The sequence below is a fragment of the Oceanospirillum maris DSM 6286 genome, from assembly GCF_000422865.1.
Taxonomy (GTDB): Bacteria; Pseudomonadota; Gammaproteobacteria; order Pseudomonadales; family Halomonadaceae; genus Oceanospirillum; species Oceanospirillum maris.
Map to the genome: position 1 here is coordinate 159675 of NZ_AUGW01000012.1, position 20535 is coordinate 180209.

Sequence of the window (20535 nt, forward strand, 5' to 3'; positions counted from 1 at the left end):
TTTGTTTATTTTTTTAAATCGCGTCTGTACGCGTTTTATCAATAAGTGCCATTTCATCGCTAGACATCAACTTTTCAATATCTGCAATAATCAACATATGATCATCAACCGTAGCCAAACCTAGAATATATTCAGAATCAAAATTAGCTGAAAAATCAGGGGGATTTTTGATCTGCTCGCCAGCTAAGCTAACAACGTCAGAAACACCGTCAACAACCATGCCCACAACCCGATCTTCTAAGTTAAGAACAATAACAATCGTGAATTCGTTGTAACTTGCTTCACCAAGGTTGAACTTAATACGCAGATCAATAATCGGCACAATGACACCACGAAGATTGATCACTCCCTTGATAAATAACGGAGCGTTAGCAATTTTAGTGACAGCGCCGTAGCCGCGAATTTCCTGCACTTTGAGGATATCGACAGCGTAGTGTTCTTCGCCCAAAGAGAAGGTCAGATATTCTTGGCCAAGTAATCGACCGTATTCAGTATTATCCTGACTCTCTACAATTCGTTCTGACATTCTTCTTAACCCCTTACGCCAGTATGCTATTTGGCTGTTTCTTAGTGCGCTTTTTATGCATGCCAATTAACTCTGAAACATCAAGAATAAGCGCCACTCGGCCTGTTCCTAGAATGGTAGCACCTGACACACCATCAACTTTGCGATAATTCGCTTCTAAACTCTTAATAACCACTTGCGACTGCCCAACTAAGTCGTCCACAAAGAGACCCACTCGTTTACCATTAGATTCAAGAATAATCATAATACCCTGCTGATAATCATCAAACGCAGCCGGCATATTAAGTAACTCACCTAACTTAATAATAGGCAGGTATTCATCTCTAACGAAAATAACGGCACCTTCCCCTGAAACTGTCTTAATATCTGCAGGGTCAGGCTGCATGGAGCCAATAATACTGGTCAGGGGAATAATATAAATTTCGTCACCAAGAGCAATCTGAAGGCCATCGAGGATAGCAAGGGTTAATGGCAATCGAATGCTAATACGACTACCGATGCCCTCCACCGATTCAATTTCAAGTCGTCCGCCTAAGGATGTAATGTTTCTCTTAACTACATCCATGCCGACACCACGGCCAGACACATCAGTAACTTCCGCAGCAGTCGAAAAACCAGGAGCAAAGATCAATTGCCAAACATCAGCGTCCGGCATGGTCTCTGTTACTGGAAGCCCTTTTTCTTGCGCCTTAGATAAAATCCGCTCACGGTTCAAGCCCGCACCATCATCTTGAACTTCAACGACAATATTGCCACCTTGATGGGAGGCCCTAAGAAGAATCGTACCTGTAGCCTCTTTACCTGCAGCGATGCGTTCTGCTGGAGATTCAACGCCATGATCAAGGCTATTACGAATAAGGTGAGTAAGAGGATCGGTCAGCTTTTCGATCATACTGCGATCAAGCTCAGTATTCTCGCCCAGCATTTCAAGCTTCACTTTTTTGTCCAGTTTTCCGGCAAGATCACGAACAACCCTAGGGAAACGGCTAAACACAATGCTAATCGGCATCATCCGTATCGACATGACAGAGTCTTGTAAATCACGGGTATTACGTTCTAGCTGAGCTAGCCCGTTAGCCATCTTCTCATGCAGAATGGGATCAACCTCAGAGGCCATTTGAGCCAGCATCGCTTGAGTAATCACTAACTCACCCACTTGATTGATCAGTTGATCAACTTTTTCCACGCTAACGCGAATGGAAGACTCCGTCGCATTATTCTTGACCGCAGGTGACGCCCCTTTTGATTGAGGCAGAGCCTTAGACTCTGCTTTGGCAGCTCTGATATTCGTCTTTTTAGCGTTAACAGGCTTGTCTCGAACAGCGCTACCAGCAACAGCAGACGACTTAGACTCTTGGGTCGTGGCTGAGTTATTGTGCTGACCTGAATCTTTAACCGGTTCAAAAAAGCCATAACCATCAAATTCTGTTTGTCCTTCCGGCGCGTTAAGATTTTCTTCCTTGTGTTTGCCTTTCCCTACACCCTCGCCGCCATCGCCAATGCTATCGATAGACTCTACCGTGGGACCTGATAAGTCATCTTCATCGTCAAAAAAGCCATAACCTAGATCTGGCGCCTCGACAGGCATTTCAGACGAAAGAGAGGCCGGCAAAGCTTCCCTCGAGATAGCGTCGCTATCTGCACATTCTACACTAGGGTCAGCAAGCTCATCCTCAGGTAGATCAAAGAAACCATAACCCAGATCATCATCGGATGATTCTTCGGTATCGCCCGCAAAATTATCTAAGTCATCAAAAAATCCATAGCCTAGTTCATCTTCTATACTTTCGGTGCCAACGGCTTCAAAGAAGCCAAAACTACCATCCCGGGCCGATAATTCCTCGTCAATCGATAAAGACTCTTCTGGCACCATAAAGGTGATCAAATCTTTTAAGTCTTCTTTACTTGAATCTGTTTGTATCGAGAATAACCAATCTTGAGAGTTTTCAGACGGTGCATCAATAATCGTTAAATCACCCAGCTCTTTTAAAGAATCAAAGAGCATATCAAGCTCGTCACCTGGCGCGGGGAAACGTACAATATAAGACTGTGTTAGGGGCGTTTCTGAGGGCGTATAGTCTGGGGCAAACGTCTCTAACTCAACAGAGCTCAGTGCTGTTGAATCAATCGCTTCTGAGTTAATAGCGCCTGGATCAGACGCTGGCGAACCAAATACAGCCGAATTAGATTCAGGTTCAAGGATCATCGATCTAGAAGCGATAGAGTCAGGCACAACGGCGCCAGCATTGCTGTTTTGCGCGAGCTCTAACTGACGATTTAACTCTTTAATCACTGCATCAGCAAGCTCTGTATCCGGTTCTTCTTCGTTTTGGTGGGCTGCAAGCATCCCACCTAAAACATCACCTGCTTGAAGCGTCACATCAACCATCGCATCCGTTAATGCAGTCTCCCCCTTGCGCACTAAATCAAGCAAGGTTTCAAGCTCATGGGTTACGGCGGTCATGTCGTTAAAGCCAAATGTACCGCTATTCCCTTTTATTGAGTGAGCCGCACGAAATACAGCGTTCATATCATCCATATCAGGATTCTGAACATCCATATTGAGCATCAAACTTTCCATCGTTGTCAGATGCTCGGCAGTCTCTTCGAAAAAGAGCTGGTTGAACTGGCTTAAATCAAACGACATTAGATACCATCCGCTTTCATAGCTTTAGAGGTTAACCCAGTACTTTTTTCACAACTTCTAAAAGCTTAGCAGGATCAAAGGGCTTAACTAACCAGCCTGTTGCTCTTGCTGCTCGCCCCTTTGTTTTCATATCATCACTGGATTCTGTGGTTAACATGAGAATGGGAGTACGGCTGTATTGTGGTAGCGCCCGCAAAGACTTAATCAGCGTAAGACCGTCCATCTTTGGCATATTTTGGTCTGTTAAAACAAGATCAAACTGGCCCGACTTAGCTTTATTTAAACCGTCTTGCCCATCGACTGCTTCGACAACTTCATACCCTGCGCCTTTGAGGGTGAAAGCCACCATCTGACGAATTGAGGCTGCGTCGTCTACCGTCAGAATTTTTTTGGCCATAAATTCATCCACCACCTAATTTTTAAAAGAGTTCAATATCACCAGAATCCATGTTGCCATGGGAAACTGGACTATGTTTCATGCTATCTATCTTTGAACGGGCTTCCTGCAATTTTTCTCTGATATGCTGAAGAATTTCGCAAGAAGAACGCCCGCTATCATCTTTGGTCAAATGGGAGAGTTCATCCATTAACACGTGAATAGCATCTAATCGACTATCCGTATGATCCAATAATTGGCTTGTCATATCTTGGAACTGCAAGCCTGTTGTCGCTTGATTGATATTCTCTGATACTTCAGCAGCGAGCACGCTTTGCGATGACAGCGCTTCTGATGACTCATGATTAATACACTCTAGCTGCTCTAGGACCTGTTCAATTCGTCGCTTTGACTCACTCGCAAAGCCCATATCAACAGATGATATTTTCTGAATTGAAGTATCCGCATTGGAAAAAGAGCTGTGTAAATTTGTCATTAATGAGCGAATTTGATCACTAAAATGCGCCGTTTTCTGAGACAATGAACGTACCTCATCGGCGACCACGGCAAACCCTCTACCGGCTTCCCCTGCACGAGCAGCTTCAATGGCAGCATTCAAGGCTAAAAGGTTCGTTTGATTGGCGATTTCATCAATCTCGTCAAGAAGCTTAACAATTCCGCCTATCTTGCTCGCCATATCATCCATGATTTCAACGAGCCCCATGGCAAACTTACTGGCTTGCACGGCGTTATCCATAAAGATTTCAAAGGTTTCTGTTGTGTCGTGAATAAAGCCAGAAAAAATGGAGTCCACATTTTCACCCGCCGACATATGCTGCGCAATTCTATCGGTTAATGCCTGCTGTTCTTGTGTTTTCTGATGCACTTGAGTGAAATTACCAATGAGCTGGCCAATCGCATCATTAAGCAGTGTTTTAACTTGAACGATCTCTTCTCGGGACTCTTTAAGCTCTTGGGAAAGCCCGGTAGAAAATGCATTAAAAGTCTCAGCCGTTTGCCGAGCAAATAATAGATCAGCGTTTGCGTTATCATCATCACTATTGGCTGTTACTTTATTAGAAAAATAAACGATAGCAGCAAAAACAATTATAGCGGCTGAAAAAACAAGGTTATCGTTCAACGTTAGGTAACGGCCTAGAACCCAAATTAAACTCGAAACAAAAAAACCACTAACCAATGACATCACTGAGACAGAAACCGCCCCGGGGTTTGTAGCACGATTCATCCAAAACTCCTGTAACTAAAACACAGCATGATCTACGGGGCTTAATTTACTATAAAAAGGCGAGATAAAGGCATAAGCTCGACCTAAAAGAGGCTACATATTGCATCAAAAAACGAGTTTCCCATTGAAAATGCAGCACTTTTTTAAGCATAGCGTAAATATACGCGAATAAAGTTAATAAAAAAGCCTTACTCGTCACTTTCTTTTCGGCATCTATCTGTTCAAACAGTCATTTATTTCCTTTTAACCAATCATTTAAGGCATCAAATGGCATTGGGCGTCCATAAAGCCAACCCTGCTGCATTTGCGCACCTTTACCAATAAGGTAGTCAGCCTGCGCTTGAGTTTCAACACCTTCCGCAATTACGCTAAGTTGCATACTCTCTGCAATTGACAGAATCGCATCAACCAAGATTTTATCACCAAAATCTTTATCAAGATCAGAGACAAAGCTCTTATCGATTTTAATGGTTGTCAGCGGTAACTGTTTTAAATAACTCAATGAAGAATAGCCCGTACCGAAATCATCAATCGCCACACCAAACCCTTGATGCCGGAGATTCTTCAGTTTGGTTACGGAATCACCACTGGGGTCAAGAAATAGAGATTCAGTCACTTCTAAAGTCACATGACTAGAAGGCAGGTCATATTGCTGCAAAATATCAATAAAGTGTTCAGTATGGGGGGAATCCGTGCCTATTTGCTTAGAGGACAAGTTGATGGCAACCCCTAAGTCAGGGTATTGCTTATGGATTTTTGCGATATCACGCACAGCTTGCTCAAAAACCCATCCCCCTAAGGTAATAATCAGCCCAGTCTCTTCTGCTAAGGGGATAAATTGATCCGGAGAAATACGCCCCTGCTCGGGATGATTCCAACGCACGAGTGCTTCAACCTTTACGGCCTTGCCTTGATGATCAACGATAGGCTGATAATGAACTTCGAATTCATGCCTTATCAGTGCGATACGTAAGTCATTTTGCAATGACTGACGTCGCTCCGCTTCATGCTGCATTTCAGGTGTAAAGAAACGATAAGTACGTCGACCAGCAGATTTAGCCGCATACATCGCTTGGTCTGCATTTTGTAAAATCCGAGTCAACTCATCACCGTCATCGGGGAAAATAGTGACACCGATACTGGCAGAGATGTGTGCCGCATTACCATGAAGTAGAAAGGTCTTTGATAGCGCCTCAATAATTTTTTCAGCGACCTTACCCACATGCTCAATAGAATGGATAGCAGGAATCATAACCGTAAACTCATCACCACCGAGTCGTGCAACGGTATCTGCTTCACGGGTATATTTTTTCAGTCTTTGCGCCACTTCTTTCAGCAGATGATCACCAGCCTCATGTCCTAAGGTATCATTGACTTCTTTGAAGTGATCAAGATCGATAAACATCAAAGCGCCACGATCTTTTGAGTAGCGATTACAGGAATTAATGGCCTGAGTCAGCCGGTCATTGAACAATACGCGGTTTGGCAGCGCCGTAAGCGCATCGTAATTCGCTTGATAACGAATCAACTCCTCTTTCTCTTTACGATCTGTAATATCAGAGAAAACCGCCACGTAATTTTCAAGCTCGTTAAAACGGTTTCTTAGTGCGGTTATTGATAGCCACTCAACATAAAGTTCACCGTTTTTCTTCCGATTCCAAACCTCACCCTGCCAGCGCCCTCTTTCATTAAGTCCTTCCCACATTTGGGCATAAAACTCAGCGCTTTGCTTGCCAGAACTAAGAAGCGCAGGCGTCTCACCGATAACCTCTTCTGACTTATAGCCTGTGATTCGACTGAAGGCATCATTAACCGAAACAATTCTATTGCGAGTATTGGTGACAACGATCGCTTCAGCCGTATTCTCAAATACCGATGCAGCCAATTTTAACCGCTGATTACTCAAGTAAGCATCCGTTATATCCTCCCCAAAACCTGCGATATTTTTCACTCGGCCAAGCTTGTCGTAGGTCACAAAGGATAAATTGCGCAACCAACGTATTTCACCATCAGGGCGCTGGATACGGAACTCTAATTTGACCGGCTGCTTTGACACTTCAAAAATATGTTCTTCAATTAAGGCTAAGTCCTCAGGTACAACCGCAGAAAAAAGACTGCTTCGCCCCGTTAAGACATCTTCTGATGAGCGTCCTGTAATGCGATCATAGCCATGACTTAAAAATTCAACAGGATGTCCATCGGGGTCTGATAGCCAAAAAATCCCAGGAACATTTTCCGCAAATAACCGGAATTTTTCTTCACTATCTGCCAATGCAGCCTGTGCGTCCAACATCGTACTAATATCGACCATATCGACAACAAAGCAGTCATCGCCCTGAAACTGCACTCTCTGCAGCCCAATCAGAAAGACAACAGGCTCGTCAGTATCCACACGGCAGAGTTTCAGTTTATAGTTGCTTAGGAATTGGTCGCGATCAACCTGTTCAAGAAGGTGTTTGCGATCGTCAGGGTTTGGGTAAAGCTCAATAATTGAGCGCCCGATCAACTCCTCCGGCGGAATACCAAGCAAGCGTAATGATGAAGGGTTACAAAATTTCACCACGCCATCAGCCACACGCGTAATCATAATTAGACTTTGGGCCGCGTCGGTAATGGCACTTAACTGCGCCTCACGCTGCTTTAACTCACGTTCAATTTTTCGGCTAGCCGTCACATCTTGAAATGTACCGAAGACACGTACAGGTTTGCGATCCGTATTTAACTCAACAAACCCCTCTGAATGAATCCATCGCTGATCAAACGCAGACCGAACAACCCTAAAGTCCGCTTGATAACGCCCTCCCCGAGCCATCGCATCATCTAAGGCGTCTTTAACAGAAGGCCGGTCATCTGCGTAGACCAGATCTAAATAATCCTTACCCAAGGCAGGATCACCCTTTGCTAAACCAAAAAGGCGATACGCTTCGTCAGACCAAAAAATATCACCTTTGACAACATGCCAAGACCAGTTGCCGATTCGGCCAACACGCTGGGCTTGGTCAAGCATGACCTGCTGCTTCTCGATCAAGCCTAAGGAACGTAACTCTTTTATACGCAGCCATAACACAAGAAAAATAACGCCGATTAAAAAACCTGCCGCTAGCTTGATCCAAGCACGGGACGAGCGCTCAACAAAGGTATCTCTATTATTTAGCGCTACAATTTGCCATTCAGCACCTGGCAATGAGAGCGTATAAGTCATATCAGAAACGCTGAACAGCGAGGCCTCGCCGAAAAAAACAGACCCAGGCCTATCATTACGTATCTCACGCACCGCTATATCTATTTCACTATCGAGCCGTAGCAAACCTGACGACTCATATAACAAACGAAGTGACATAGGAAAAAGTAATAAGGCTGCTTGTTGTTGGCTCGGCTGCGGTTCAAGCTGCGATCCCTGCTGCAAAGGCAATCCAATATAGACCTTGTCAAGGTCCTCAGCCATTGCCAGAGGCGCAGAAATAAATACCTCACCAGCCGCCACCGCTTTACTGGCCATACGAAATATTTGAGTATCAGCGCCGACCGGGCTGTTTTGAGCCGAACGGTTTAAAGCATCAAGACTCAGAGATTCAGGATAGTAATGGGTGTATTGATGCTCACCAGAAATACGATACACCGTATCAATAAGTGGATTGTTGCTTAAAAAAAGATGAGCTGTTGCTACAAAATCTTTTTGTGAGATATTTTCATCAAGTGAGAGGTAAGCCGCCAGACCCTGCATACTGACAATGTTCGACTCGATAACACTTTCTATCCGAACACCAATTTCTGATAAGCGCGCACGTGTCTCAAGCGCCCGGTTTTGTCGGACTTGCTCTAAGAAAGACTCTTCCACATAAATGGCACCACCGATAACCGTAAAGATGGCTACGACTGCAGCAAGCCAATTTAATAGATAGGCTCGACTATTCACTATAACGCCTTATATTTGAATCAAACAATGAATGGACACCACTTAATAATGCAAAAACCCTGAAAAATCAAAGGTTAAGTTGTTTTATTTTGTTCTAAGAAACTTAGAAAGCCCCCACACTTCTACAGGAAATAATTCTACTGGCCTTCACCAGAGATTAGTCGCTGCAACACACCTTTTGCAGGGTTACCAAGACGATGCAACTGCACACCTCTGTACCCCCCTTCGCCCAACACAATGTCAGCAGGAAGATCAAGCTTTAGAGAGTCGGAAACAAAAAGCAATGGGGTGGTATTTATAAGCTGAGCATCCAGTAAATAACCCAGCAACTCTTCTGCAGAAAAATCCGTGAGCGCAACATCATAAATAAGTAGCTCATATTCTTTTTGTAAACAAGACTCTAAAAATTCAATACCACTACTTGAAAGTTCAACATCATAGTTAATCAATTGCGTTTCCAGTTCAGGACAACATTCACTAACACATGAATGAGGGCTAGCAATTAACGCTCTCAGTGTACGCTCATCTGGGTCTGCACTGCTAAAGCTTGCACCACTAGGCCCTAAACAATTAACCCTTGAGCCGTTAGCATTAGCGCCAGCACTAACCTTAGTCCCTTCTTTAGATACGCCTTTAGACATACCCTCTAAAGGTAAAGATACGATAAACCGACTGCCAATGCCTTTATCACTCTCAACCATTAGCACTCCGGCCATTAATTCAACCAAATGACGAGTAATAACCAAACCCATCCCGGTGCCTTCAATCTCTGAGCTTTCCGCATGCAGCCGGTTAAAGGATTCAAACAAGTGCTCTTGCTCTGTTTTTGTCAGACCAACGCCCGTATCTTCAACGGTAATACAAACCCGCGCATCATCGGTAGTATGTACGCTAATCAGCACTTGGCCTTGGGGTCTGTTGTATTTTATTCCATTAGAAATAAGGTTAAGCAATATTTGTCTTAGCCGCGCCGAGTCTGCCAGAACATAGACCTCTTCTTCATTACCAGGAGAAACGGCAAGACTCACTTTCTGCTGCGCGGCCAATTGAGCCGTGACCGAATAACACTCATCAATCAGTCGATTAAGGTGCAAATGCTCCAACTGTAGCTCAATTCTCCCTGACTCAATCCGCTCCAGATCTAATACTTCATTAATTAAGCTCATAAGATGGCCGCCAGCCTTCTCAATTTCGCTAAGAAAGCTCTCTGGCTCCTCGCCTTGAACCGTCTCTGAAAGCAGGTCCGCAAAGCCAAGAATTGCATTCATGGGCGTTCTTAGCTCATGGCTTACCCGTGATAAAAATTCAGTTTTGGCTCGATTCGCTTGTTCTGCTGAGTTCTTCGCCAATAATAACTGCTTCTGCGTCGCAATAATTTTGGCATCACTCTCCAAGGCTGCCATCAAGTTGGAGCAAGTTGTAAACATCGGTTGTAAAAACGTTGCGATGCTTGGCTCATATCGCTCTTTCCCATGCGCAATACCGATCATACCAACCAGTTCATTGCCTTTTAGCAAAGGGATACCCATAAAACAGTTCATACCCGCCATAACAGGATGTTCTTTCGGCCAATCCTGGCTGTTGCCGATAGAGTTACTTTCTAGAAGATCACTTGGACAGCTTCTGGCATGGGGATGATGTCGAATCACCAGCTCATGGGTGGTTAATACATGATCAAACAGGATATCTAAATCATAGAGTTCCAAACTGGCCTCTGCATCTAAGTCATCTGTTGCCTCAGAAGGCTGCTTTACATTGAGATCATTCACGCAATACATTTTAAGATAGGGGGAGCCGTCCAGCTTATACAACACTTGCCCAATAAAACCGTATTCACTTTTTGTCAGGCTCAAAACTTCATCAAGTAAAGTGGCAAAAATCTGCTGTCGGCTGTCTCCGGCAAAATAACGAAGCTGGGCGGTGTAGATAGAAGCCAGTAATCGGTGATGCTGCTGAAGGGTCTGCTGTGTTTCAAGTCGTTCACTAATATCGGAGTAAACCCCTAACATACCCAGCGTATTGCCTTGCTCATCATGGATCGGCAACCGGCTAATCTCAATATGGCGCAAACTGCCATCGTTCATATAATAACAACCATTATCATTATTACGGGCGATACCGGTCTCTACAACAGTGCGATCCAGGCATTCAACCAGCATGGCTTGTTTTTTATTCTCGTAAATATCCCCTTCTGTTTTACCGATAATATCACTTGCCATTAGCCCAATGTCTTCACAGTATCTTTTATTCACACCGGCAATTTTTAGATCTGTGTTTTTCCAGTACACACCCGTTGGAATCGTATCCAACACCAAGCGCAGCATATTTCGTGCTTTCTCTAGGGCCTGTTCACTGGCCTTACTTTTGGTAATTTGCTGAATATGCCCAATAACCCGTGTCACGCTGCCTGTTTCGACCAAGGGTGTTCCTTGAACCAGCAACCATTCGATTGCTGTCATTGCGGCTAATGTTTCTGTCCCGCGCTGTATACGACACTCGATAGAAAAAGGTTTTTGAGACACAATCGCCTTATTAATCTCTTGACTGAGAAGTGTTCGATCCGCGGGAAAAATCCTACTGAAGAAAACACCTAAGCTGATACGAGACTCCGAACATTCTAAGTCATTAAGCTTTAAGGCCATCTCTGTCGCCGTAATAGAATCACGAAGCACATCCCACTCCCAAGTCCCGATATAGGCAAACGATTGACTCATTTCCAACCGTCTTTGAGCGCGTAAAAGAGAGTCTTCTGATGCTTTTTGGCGACTAATATCCCGCACAATCACGGTGTAAAACGTAGCTTGACTAGTCTGGGTTTCACCGATCGAAACGGCCACGGGAAAAGTACTATGATCTCGCCGAATCCCCATTGCCTCCACGGTTTGCCCTACCGCCTGAGCCAGATAATGAGCAGAAAATTTATCACGGCTTTCCAGCCAGATAGAATCCTCCAGAAGATGCCCTATCAGCTTATGCTGAGTGCAGCCAAATATTCTTGATGTTGCAGGGTTGCCTGATTGAATAATCCCGAAGCTGTCTACTGTAAAAATAGCATCCCAAGCCGTATCAATAATCGCTCGGTGCTTCGCTTCTCGGTCAGCCATTTCCAGTGTATTACTCTCATGGAGCGCTTCTAATTCTTGCACTAATGCCTGTCGTGCCAGAGCTTCTTTTCTACCGCGTATCACAGCCCAATACGATAGAATAAAGAAAAAGCCCAAGCTAATAATAAGCACTAAAGCAATAAAGCTTAAAAATACCCACTGCATTTTTAGAAGAAGCTTGAGCCCCTCATCTGCAGATTGCTCAATGGCCAATCCCATATGAAACTGCGAATCCCAAACCCAAGCGCCTATTTTTATATGCCCATCATGGCCGACAAACTGCTCATGAACATAAATACCAGAAGTTTCATCGCCAATTTTAGCCGCTAAACGTGTTCTTTTTGGCTCTTTTTCTTGAGTTCTTTGCTCTGTTTTTTCCAAGGCACGGTCAAGAGCATTTTTAGATGCAGCGTCATCGGGCGCAAGATTTTTTGAAAAAAACACATCACTGTATATTGATCGTTGCTTTAGCGCGGTTAACGCCCAATCTCGGCCCGGCGTTAGAAGGAAGCCATCTCGATCAAAAGCATATGCTTCTCCAGTCTGAGCAAAGGAAAATTTCTTAAAGACTTCATTAAAGCTAATGGTTGGGTCAATCTCTAAAACCAGCAATGCAATAGCATCACTGGTTGCATTTTTTATAGGCGCTGCCACATAAATTGACGGCGTCTTGTGGTCAAATACCCGCACAGGGTAAGTAATCACACTCATACCACCCCAAGCTTGATTAAGAAGGTAAGGCATAGCCATAAGATGGGACTTCAAACCTATTTCTTGAGTGTTATCGCTAGCAATAACATTATTACCTGGCCCGACTAGGTAAAAATGTATAATTTCAGGATCTGAAATGGCAGGCCTAAGGTAATCACCAAGAGCAAACCGGCTAAGCTTACTCAGCGATAATGCTTTATTTGCTAAAATAGTCTGCGTGTACCGCGTGATTTCTGGCTGTCTCGACCATGAAAAAGCATAGTTACGCTTAGAGCGCCCCCAAGCCGATAAACTTTGATGCAGCGTACCCATTTGGCTTTTTAGATTTTCCTCTGCCCGATCAAAATACAGTGACCGAAGATGGCTATAGCTACTAAAAGCAGCAAGCACTAAAAGCATGCAGACCACGAGCAATGCGAGAAATTTCGACCATTGAATATTTAACGAGCTATTCGGCAAAATGAAATCCTTGTTTAATGGATCTACTTACAAAAACAACGCCTTAGTGAAACAAATTGTAGCCTATGGGGATCATAACAAGCATAAACATACACTAAAAGAGTTGATCTCCACCCATGAAGAACTGTATTAAGCTGCCATTTTTGATGCTCTTGCTTTATATTTATGGCATTAAGCTAAAGTGCAGTGCCAATAAAAAAACGCTACACTATGCCCATCCTAAAAATAATAATTATTTATGAACGTAATCAATTAATTACGGTCAACCCCTACCCCAAATGTACTGGCAGTTAACATCTATTGATCAATAGCAAATCAGCCATTGATTAAATAACAAGACGGACAAAACAGGAGCTACCCTTGTTGAATGACTTGATCTGGATACCGCTGTTGCCTCTACTGGGAACACTGGTACCACTTTTTGCATCTAGGTTTAGCCGCAGTGCATGCGCCTTCCTAACTGCAGCCCTACCTGCCCTTGCTTTGGTTTTAGTTTTACAACTTGCACCTCAGGTGTTTGACGGTGAAACCATCCGCCAAAGCTTCCTTTGGATCCCAGAAATGGGCCTAAATCTTGCTTTTCGACTTGACGGTTTGGCATTGCTATTCTGCCTGCTGATCTTGGGTATTGGGCTGTTGGTAATACTTTATGCCCGTTATTACCTCTCTGAAAAAGATTCGATTGGTAAGTTCTACGCTTATTTGATTCTTTTTATGTTTGCGATGGTTGGCATCGTGACATCCGACAATATGATTCAGCTGTGGATGTTCTGGGAACTCACCAGCATCAGCTCTTTCTTATTGATCAGTTTCTGGGGGCATAAATCAGAAGCTCGAAAAGGCGCTAGAATGGCGCTTACGGTTACAGGGGCTGGAGGTCTAGCCTTACTGGCAGGGGTCTTACTGATTGGTAATATTGTTGGTAGCTTTAGTCTCAATGATGTCCTTGCTAGTGGCGATCTGATTAGAAATCACGCCTCTTATCCTGTTGTTCTGGTCTTAGTGCTGTTAGGGGCGTTCACAAAATCGGCACAGTTTCCTTTCCATTTCTGGTTACCCCATGCGATGGCCGCACCAACCCCCGTCAGCGCTTATTTACATTCAGCGACGATGGTAAAAGCCGGTATCTTTCTAATGGCGCGTATGTACCCTGTATTATCAGGTACAGAGCTTTGGTTCTTAATCGTCAGTATGACCGGACTTGCGACGCTGCTATTGGGTGCTTATGTCGCATTATTTAAGCATGATTTAAAAGGTCTGCTGGCCTATTCAACGGTTAGCCATCTTGGTTTAATCACCCTTTTACTGGGCATGGGCACAGAGCTTGCTGCTGTTGCCGCACTTTTCCACATCATTAACCATGCGACATTTAAAGCTTCTCTGTTTATGGCCGCTGGTATTATCGACCATGAATCAGGTTCCAGAGATATGCGCCAACTCAACGGCCTCTGGAAATATATGCCCTATACGGCAACCTTGGCGATGGTCGCCGCCGCCGCAATGGCGGGGGTTCCTTTGCTCAATGGTTTCTTATCCAAAGAGATGTTCTTTGCCGAAACTCTGCACCAAGATTCACTGGGTTCTCTTTCTTGGATGGTTCCTGTTTTTGCAACGATTGGCGCGGTCTTTTCTGTGGCCTATTCGCTACGTTTTATCCATGACGTATTCTTTAATGGTGAGCCCATCAACTTACCTAAAACACCCCACGAGCCACCGCGCTATATGCGTGTGCCGGTTGAAATCTTGGTCGGCCTCTGCCTAATCGTCGGCATAGCACCAACCTTCTTTATTGGTGATTTACTCTATTCTGCCTCAGCTGCAACCTTACAAGGAGTCGTACCAGAGTACAGCTTGGCTATTTGGCATGGGTTTAACTTCCCACTGTTGATGAGCTTTATCGCCCTAGCCGGTGGTGCCATTGTTTATATCAATCGAAAAGAGCTGTTCCAGTTCCAGTCTCAGTTCCCCGAAAATGACCCTAAACTGGTTTTTGAAGGTATTATCCAGCTGATTCACCGTCAAATTAGCCGCCTAATGGAGCTAACAGAAAACGGCTCCTTACAACGCTACAGCTATATGATGTTGAGCTTAGCCATGGTTATGATGGCAGGCCCCTTGCTTGACCTAAATGCAACGGAAGGCCATCGCCCTCAGATTCCTATTGACGCCATATCAATCACTGGAGCCATTCTGCTCACCGTGGGTGCGCTGGCCACCGTGATTTGGAACCGCGATCGAATGGTCGCCCTTGTCGCGCTGTCGGTTGTTGGCCTTATAGTCTCGCTGATATTTGCTAAGTTCTCTGCGCCAGATTTGGCTTTAACGCAATTAGCCGTGGAAGTCGTCACCGTTATCCTGCTGATGCTAGCGCTGTTTTTCCTACCTCAACGAACGCCTAAAGAATCAACGCCTTTGCGCGTCGTTCGAGATTTGGTTATTGCGGCGATTATCGGTGGTGTAATTGGCACTATCTGTTATGCCTTAATGACGCGTCCTCTTGAGAGCATCTCCGCCTTTTTCCTTGAGAACAGTAAAATAGGTGGCGGTGGCACCAACGTGGTCAACGTTATTTTAGTGGATTTCCGTGGCTTTGATACCTTGGGTGAAATTACAGTTCTAGGTATTGCAGCTCTTGGTATCTTTAAATTGATTGCTCGAATGCGCCTTTATATGCCTGCCAGCGATGACGCTGGGCGTCCGTGGTCAAAAGACAGTCATCCATTGATGTTATCCGTGGTATCTCAAAGCTTATTGCCATTGGCGCTCCTCGTTTCCGCCTATATTTTCTTACGAGGCCATAATATGCCTGGCGGTGGTTTTATTGCTGGATTGGTTACGTCGGTGGCGATTATTCAGCAGTATATTGCCCACGGTGTTGCTTGGATTAAGTCCCGTATGAAACTGGATTACCAACTGATGATCGGCAGTGGTATCACCATTGCAGCCCTAACAGGTTTAGGGAGTTGGGCCTTTGGCCGTCCTTTCCTAACCTCATGGTTTGATCACTTCCACCTCCCCCTTGTTGGTGAGTTCGAGCTGGCAAGCGCCATGCTATTCGATCTAGGGGTTTATTTGACCGTTGTAGGGGCGACCATGCTGATTCTGGCGAACCTCGGTAAATTGACCACCAGTGAACGTCCTGTGCTGAAGGAGCAAAACTGATTATGGAAGGGATATATGCATTCTGCGTAGGCTTGTTAACGGCCTGCGGTATCTTTCTAGCACTAAGGGGCCGTACTTTCCCTGTTGTTGTTGGCTTAACGTTACTTTCTTATGGTGTGAATTTGTTTTTATTCGCCAGCGGACGCTTGAAACTTAATTCAGCGGCAGTACTGGGCCAATCGGAACAGTACAGTGACCCCCTGCCTCAGGCATTGGTGCTCACCGCGATTGTTATCGGTTTTGCTATGACCGCCTTTGTGGTTATTTTGGCCATGCGCGCCCGTGCCGATCTGGGTAACGATCATGTTGACGGTCGGCTGCCAGAGGTACCTGAAACCCCCTTCCAACGCCGTTCAGGGAGCCAATAATGCAGCATTTAGCCATTCTTCCTGTTCTTCTACCACTTTTTACCGGCGCACTACTGTTATTGCCGCCCTTTAAAGATGCGCTAAATCGTCAGCGCACCTTTGCCCTATTGTCTATTGCCGCTCAGCTATTTATCGCAGCCATGCTACTAATGACCGCCATGCAAAATGGCACCCAAATGTATGTACTAGGGGGCTGGCAACCGCCTTTTGGTATTGTACTGGTAGCCGATCGTATCTCTACGCTGCTTGTTCTTCTGTGTACCCTACTCTGTGCTGGGGCGCTACTGTACGCCTGCGCAGGGACGGATAAAGCGGGCCAATATTTCCACCCTCTGTTTATGTTTCAAGTGACAGGGATCAACGGGGCATTTCTGACCGGTGATATCTTCAACTTGTTCGTATTTTTTGAGGTTCTGCTGATTGCATCCTATGCATTACTGGTACACGGTGGTGGTAAACAAAAAACTCAGGCCGCAGTGCACTATGTCATCCTGAACTTAATTGGCTCCAGCCTTTTTCTGTTTGGTTTAGGCATTCTGTACGGCACATTGGGAACACTCAATATTGCCGATATGGCCGTTAAAGTGCGCAGCCTTGATGAAGCTGAAGCAATTGTCGCCAAAGCCGGTGGTTTGCTATTACTGCTTGTGTTTGGGCTAAAAGCGGCATTACTGCCTTTACACTTTTGGCTACCTCGTACTTATGCGTCGGCCTCTGCACCAGTAGCGGCACTCTTTGCCATTATGACCAAGGTGGGTATCTACAGTATTTTCCGTATCCACACTTTAATCTTTGGCGCAGAAGCACATTTCCTAGCGGATATTGCCTTACCTTGGCTTTGGCCGATGGCGATGGGAACCTTAGCCATTGGTACGCTAGGGGTTTTCGCTAGCCCTACCTTGCGCCTAATGACCGCTAACTTAGTGATTATCTCTGCAGGTACGCTCTTGATTACAGCAGCCTTGCAAACAGAACGAGCAACCGCTGCAGCCCTGTACTATATGATACACAGCACCTTAATCACCGGAGCACTGTTCTTAATTGCAGATCTTATCTCTCGCCAGCGGGGCAAAGCGGAAGATCGTTTTGTAAAGTCTCGTGCTATAGCGCAACCAAGATTGCTCGGCTTTGCCTTTATTATTGCAGCATTAGCTATTATCGGCTTACCACCACTGTCAGGCTTTGTCGGCAAGGTTTTGGTTATGCGAGCGGCAGAATCAACCGCTGAGATTATCTGGATATGGCCGCTTATTCTGGTTAGCAGCCTAATGGTTCTAGTGGCCCTGTCCCGAGCAGGCACGACCTTATTCTGGCGCGTAACCAATGCACCCTCTAGCGAAGAAAAAGCACACCCCTTTGAGGTAGCAGGTATCGCATTACTACTTGTGGTCTCACCACTGCTTGTGATTTTTGGTGGTGCCGTGACAGAGTACACCGCAGAAGCTGCGCACCAACTGCATGATCTAACACAGTCCGTTGACGCACTATTACCGGGGGGCAACTGATGTTTCCTGCAAAAGAATCTCGTTTTTTACCGATGCCATTTCATAGCTTATTGTTGTTTATTGTTTGGCTCCTGCTGAATAACACACTGGCGTTTGGTCATATTCTGTTAGCCCTCTTTTTTGCATGGGCGATACCAAAGCTGGTGTCTATGCTAAAGCACGGCCACCCAACCATCAAAAAGCCATGGCTCGCGTTGCGCTATGCCCTTCTTGTTATGAAAGATATTCTGGTGGCGAATATCGAGGTTGCGCTTATCGTTCTTGGTCCATTGAATAAAATTCATCCAAGCTTTATCGCGATTCCTCTAGATATTAAGTCTGATCTTGGTGTTACACTTTTCGCCAGCACTATATCGCTAACCCCTGGAACGGTCAGCACCGAAATATCAGAAGATCGTAAATGGCTTTATGTTCACGCCTTACACATGGATGACCCAGAACAGATGATTAAAGAGGCTAAAGAGCGCTATGAAGTGCCGTTAAAGGAGATTTTAGGATGCTAAAATGGGCCATTATTATTGTTGCGGCTCTAATCTGCGTTGCACTGTTTATGAATCTTTGGCGCTTAATTCAAGGGCCGAGTATCCAAGATCGTATTCTTGCGTTGGATACCATGTATATCAACAGTATCGCTCTGATTATCCTCTACGGTATTAACGTAGGTACCGGCTTATACTTTGAGGCTGCCCTGCTAATCGCCATGCTAGGCTTTGTCAGTACTTCCGCTCTTTGTAAGTACCTGCTTCGTGGTGACTTGATTGAATAGCAACCGGTGTTCTTTATTTACTCTCCGTTTGCAGTTTATTAAAAGGTGATTTATGGAATTTTGGCTTGAAAGCCTAGTCGCGATTGTATTGGTCATAGGTGGCGTGTTTCTACTGATTGGCTCCATTGGTTTGGTGCGTCTTCCCGATATTTACACCCGACTACATGGCCCAACTAAAGCAACCACACTGGGTATTGCTGGCTTACTGCTGGCTTCGTCCGTCGTGTCAAGTTTTGCAGAAGGCTCTATCTCTATCCATGAGTGGCTTATCACACTGTTTCTACTCATTACCGCCCCTGTTTCCGCGAATATGATCGCCAAAACAGCGTTGCATCACGGCTTACCGGCCATAGAACGCACAAAGGGACAAGAACTAATGGAGCAAGCCAACCGACAGGCTCCACCAACAGGCATGACCACTAGCCTTGAGTCAGACGCAAAAGATAAACAACCTTAACAGAAATATTAGCGCTAGCATTAACGGCACGAATAACCTCTGCTTGAGAAAGCAGGGGTTATTTTTTGCCCGTTTCAAACAGACATATAGACCTAGGCTTTGGATTCAGGCAGTATTAATTTCATACAATTGTTTGAAACAGATAAAATTAAAAGAGATGGCGTAGATGAAAAATAATATTGTAATCAGTGGCGCAGGCCTGTGGAACCCTGAGCACACAATCAGTAACGAAGAGCTGGTTGAAAGCTATAACGCCTATGCTGCCCTCTATAATGAACGCCATACCGCTGAAATTGAAGCCGGTGAGCTTATTGCAAAACCATTTTCTAGTGCAGAGTTTATTGAAAAGGCATCGGGTATTAAATCCCGCTTTGCCTTTGTCAAAGAGGGTATTTTAGACCCCGAACGGATGCGCCCAGCATTAAAAGAACGCGCCGATGATGCGTTATCTCATCAAGCAGAGATGGCTGTAAAAGCCGCAAAAATTGCACTAAAGGAAGCAAACAAAAGCGCCGATCAAATTGATGCGGTCATTGTATCCTGCGCCTACACGCAACGCTCATATCCCGCTATCGCCATAGAAGTACAGCATGCCTTGGGTATTGAAGGCTTTGGTTTTGATATGTTAGTGGCCTGCTCCGCTGCCACTTTTGCTCTGCATCGCGCTTACGAAATGGTTGCAGCAGGTACAGCAAGAGCCGTTCTGGTTATTAACCCAGAGCTAACCTCCCCCCAAGTCAACTATAGAGACCGTGACAGTCACTTTATCTTTGGTGACGTGGCAACCGCAACGATCATCGAACAAGAAAGCAGCTGCACGTCAGAACATGCCTATCGTATTTTAGGGGTAAAGGCACAAACCTCTTATTCCAATAATATTCGTTCTAATTTTGGTTATTTGGCTCGCGTAACCGATGCTGCACCTTATTCGGATGATAAGCTGTTTCATCAGAATGGCCGCAAGGTATTTAAAGAAGTTTGCCCAATGGCAGCGCAACATATCACCGATCATGTTGCCGCTGTAGGCTTAGATAACACGGGGATTCGGCGCTGGTGGTTACATCAGGCCAATATTAATATGAATACACTTATTGGTAAAAAGCTGTTGGGCCGCACCCCTTCTGCCGATGAAGCCCCCATCGTACTTGATGAATATGCCAATACCGCTTCGGCGGGTTCGTTGATCGCATTTAATAGGCACCATAAAGATTTAATTAAGGGTGACTGCGGTGTTATCTGCTCCTTTGGCGCGGGTTATTCTATTGGTAGCCTAGTGCTTGAAAAGCTTTAAT

13 protein-coding genes are annotated in these 20535 nt (G+C 45.1%); 7 read left to right on the forward strand and 6 right to left on the reverse strand.

Going from position 1 to position 20535, the window contains the following annotated elements; translation table 11 throughout:
• Nucleotides 1-13 precede the first annotated feature (13 nt).
• The 6 genes from G517_RS17900 to G517_RS0105505 all read right to left on the reverse strand — a co-directional run bounded on the left by G517_RS17900 (nt 14) and on the right by G517_RS0105505 (nt 12985).
• The gene (locus tag G517_RS17900) at nt 14-526 is read right to left on the reverse strand and encodes a chemotaxis protein CheW (protein WP_036590467.1); all 513 of its coding nucleotides are present in this window, start codon (nt 524-526) and stop codon (nt 14-16) included.
• A gap of 13 nt (nt 527-539) precedes the next feature.
• Nucleotides 540-3173, reverse strand: a complete 2634-nt coding sequence (locus G517_RS0105485) for a chemotaxis protein CheW (RefSeq protein WP_028303580.1) — start codon at nt 3171-3173, stop codon at nt 540-542.
• A gap of 31 nt (nt 3174-3204) precedes the next feature.
• Nucleotides 3205-3570 (reverse strand): response regulator, encoded by a 366-nt coding sequence (locus G517_RS0105490; protein ID WP_028303581.1) that lies wholly within the window; start codon nt 3568-3570, stop codon nt 3205-3207.
• 22 nt (nt 3571-3592) lie between these two features.
• Nucleotides 3593-4795 carry a methyl-accepting chemotaxis protein gene (locus G517_RS21200; protein ID WP_051206107.1) on the reverse strand — a complete coding sequence of 401 codons (1203 nt, stop codon included), beginning with the start codon at nt 4793-4795 and terminating at the stop codon, nt 3593-3595.
• Between the two features lie 229 nt (nt 4796-5024).
• The gene (locus tag G517_RS19990; RefSeq protein WP_051206109.1) at nt 5025-8711 is read right to left on the reverse strand and encodes a bifunctional diguanylate cyclase/phosphodiesterase; all 3687 of its coding nucleotides are present in this window, start codon (nt 8709-8711) and stop codon (nt 5025-5027) included.
• 137 nt (nt 8712-8848) lie between these two features.
• Entirely contained in the window at nt 8849-12985 is a 4137-nt protein-coding gene (locus G517_RS0105505) for a PAS domain S-box protein (RefSeq protein WP_028303582.1), read from the reverse strand.
• A gap of 363 nt (nt 12986-13348) precedes the next feature.
• Between G517_RS0105505 and G517_RS0105515 the strand changes: the two genes are divergently transcribed.
• The 7 genes from G517_RS0105515 to G517_RS0105545 all read left to right on the forward strand — a co-directional run bounded on the left by G517_RS0105515 (nt 13349) and on the right by G517_RS0105545 (nt 20534).
• Entirely contained in the window at nt 13349-16147 is a 2799-nt protein-coding gene (locus tag G517_RS0105515) for a monovalent cation/H+ antiporter subunit A (protein WP_028303583.1), read from the forward strand.
• A 2-nt stretch (nt 16148-16149) separates the two neighbouring features.
• Nucleotides 16150-16515, forward strand: a complete 366-nt coding sequence (locus G517_RS0105520) for a Na+/H+ antiporter subunit C (RefSeq protein WP_028303584.1) — start codon at nt 16150-16152, stop codon at nt 16513-16515.
• Nucleotides 16515-18020: a monovalent cation/H+ antiporter subunit D gene (locus tag G517_RS0105525; protein ID WP_036590471.1), complete on the forward strand. Its 1506-nt coding sequence runs from the start codon at nt 16515-16517 to the stop codon at nt 18018-18020. Before G517_RS0105520 ends, G517_RS0105525 begins: the two co-directional genes overlap by 1 nt.
• Nucleotides 18020-18523 carry a Na+/H+ antiporter subunit E gene (locus G517_RS0105530; protein WP_036590474.1) on the forward strand — a complete coding sequence of 168 codons (504 nt, stop codon included), beginning with the start codon at nt 18020-18022 and terminating at the stop codon, nt 18521-18523. The genes G517_RS0105525 and G517_RS0105530 overlap by 1 nt, the downstream gene beginning before the upstream one ends.
• On the forward strand, nt 18517-18786 hold the full coding sequence (locus G517_RS0105535; protein ID WP_028303587.1) for a K+/H+ antiporter subunit F: 270 nt from the start codon (nt 18517-18519) through the stop codon (nt 18784-18786). The genes G517_RS0105530 and G517_RS0105535 overlap by 7 nt, the downstream gene beginning before the upstream one ends.
• A gap of 52 nt (nt 18787-18838) precedes the next feature.
• Nucleotides 18839-19243: a Na+/H+ antiporter subunit G gene (locus G517_RS0105540; protein ID WP_028303588.1), complete on the forward strand. Its 405-nt coding sequence runs from the start codon at nt 18839-18841 to the stop codon at nt 19241-19243.
• A gap of 166 nt (nt 19244-19409) precedes the next feature.
• Entirely contained in the window at nt 19410-20534 is a 1125-nt protein-coding gene (locus G517_RS0105545) for a beta-ketoacyl-ACP synthase III (RefSeq protein ID WP_028303589.1), read from the forward strand.
• Nucleotide 20535: the final 1 nt, after the last annotated feature.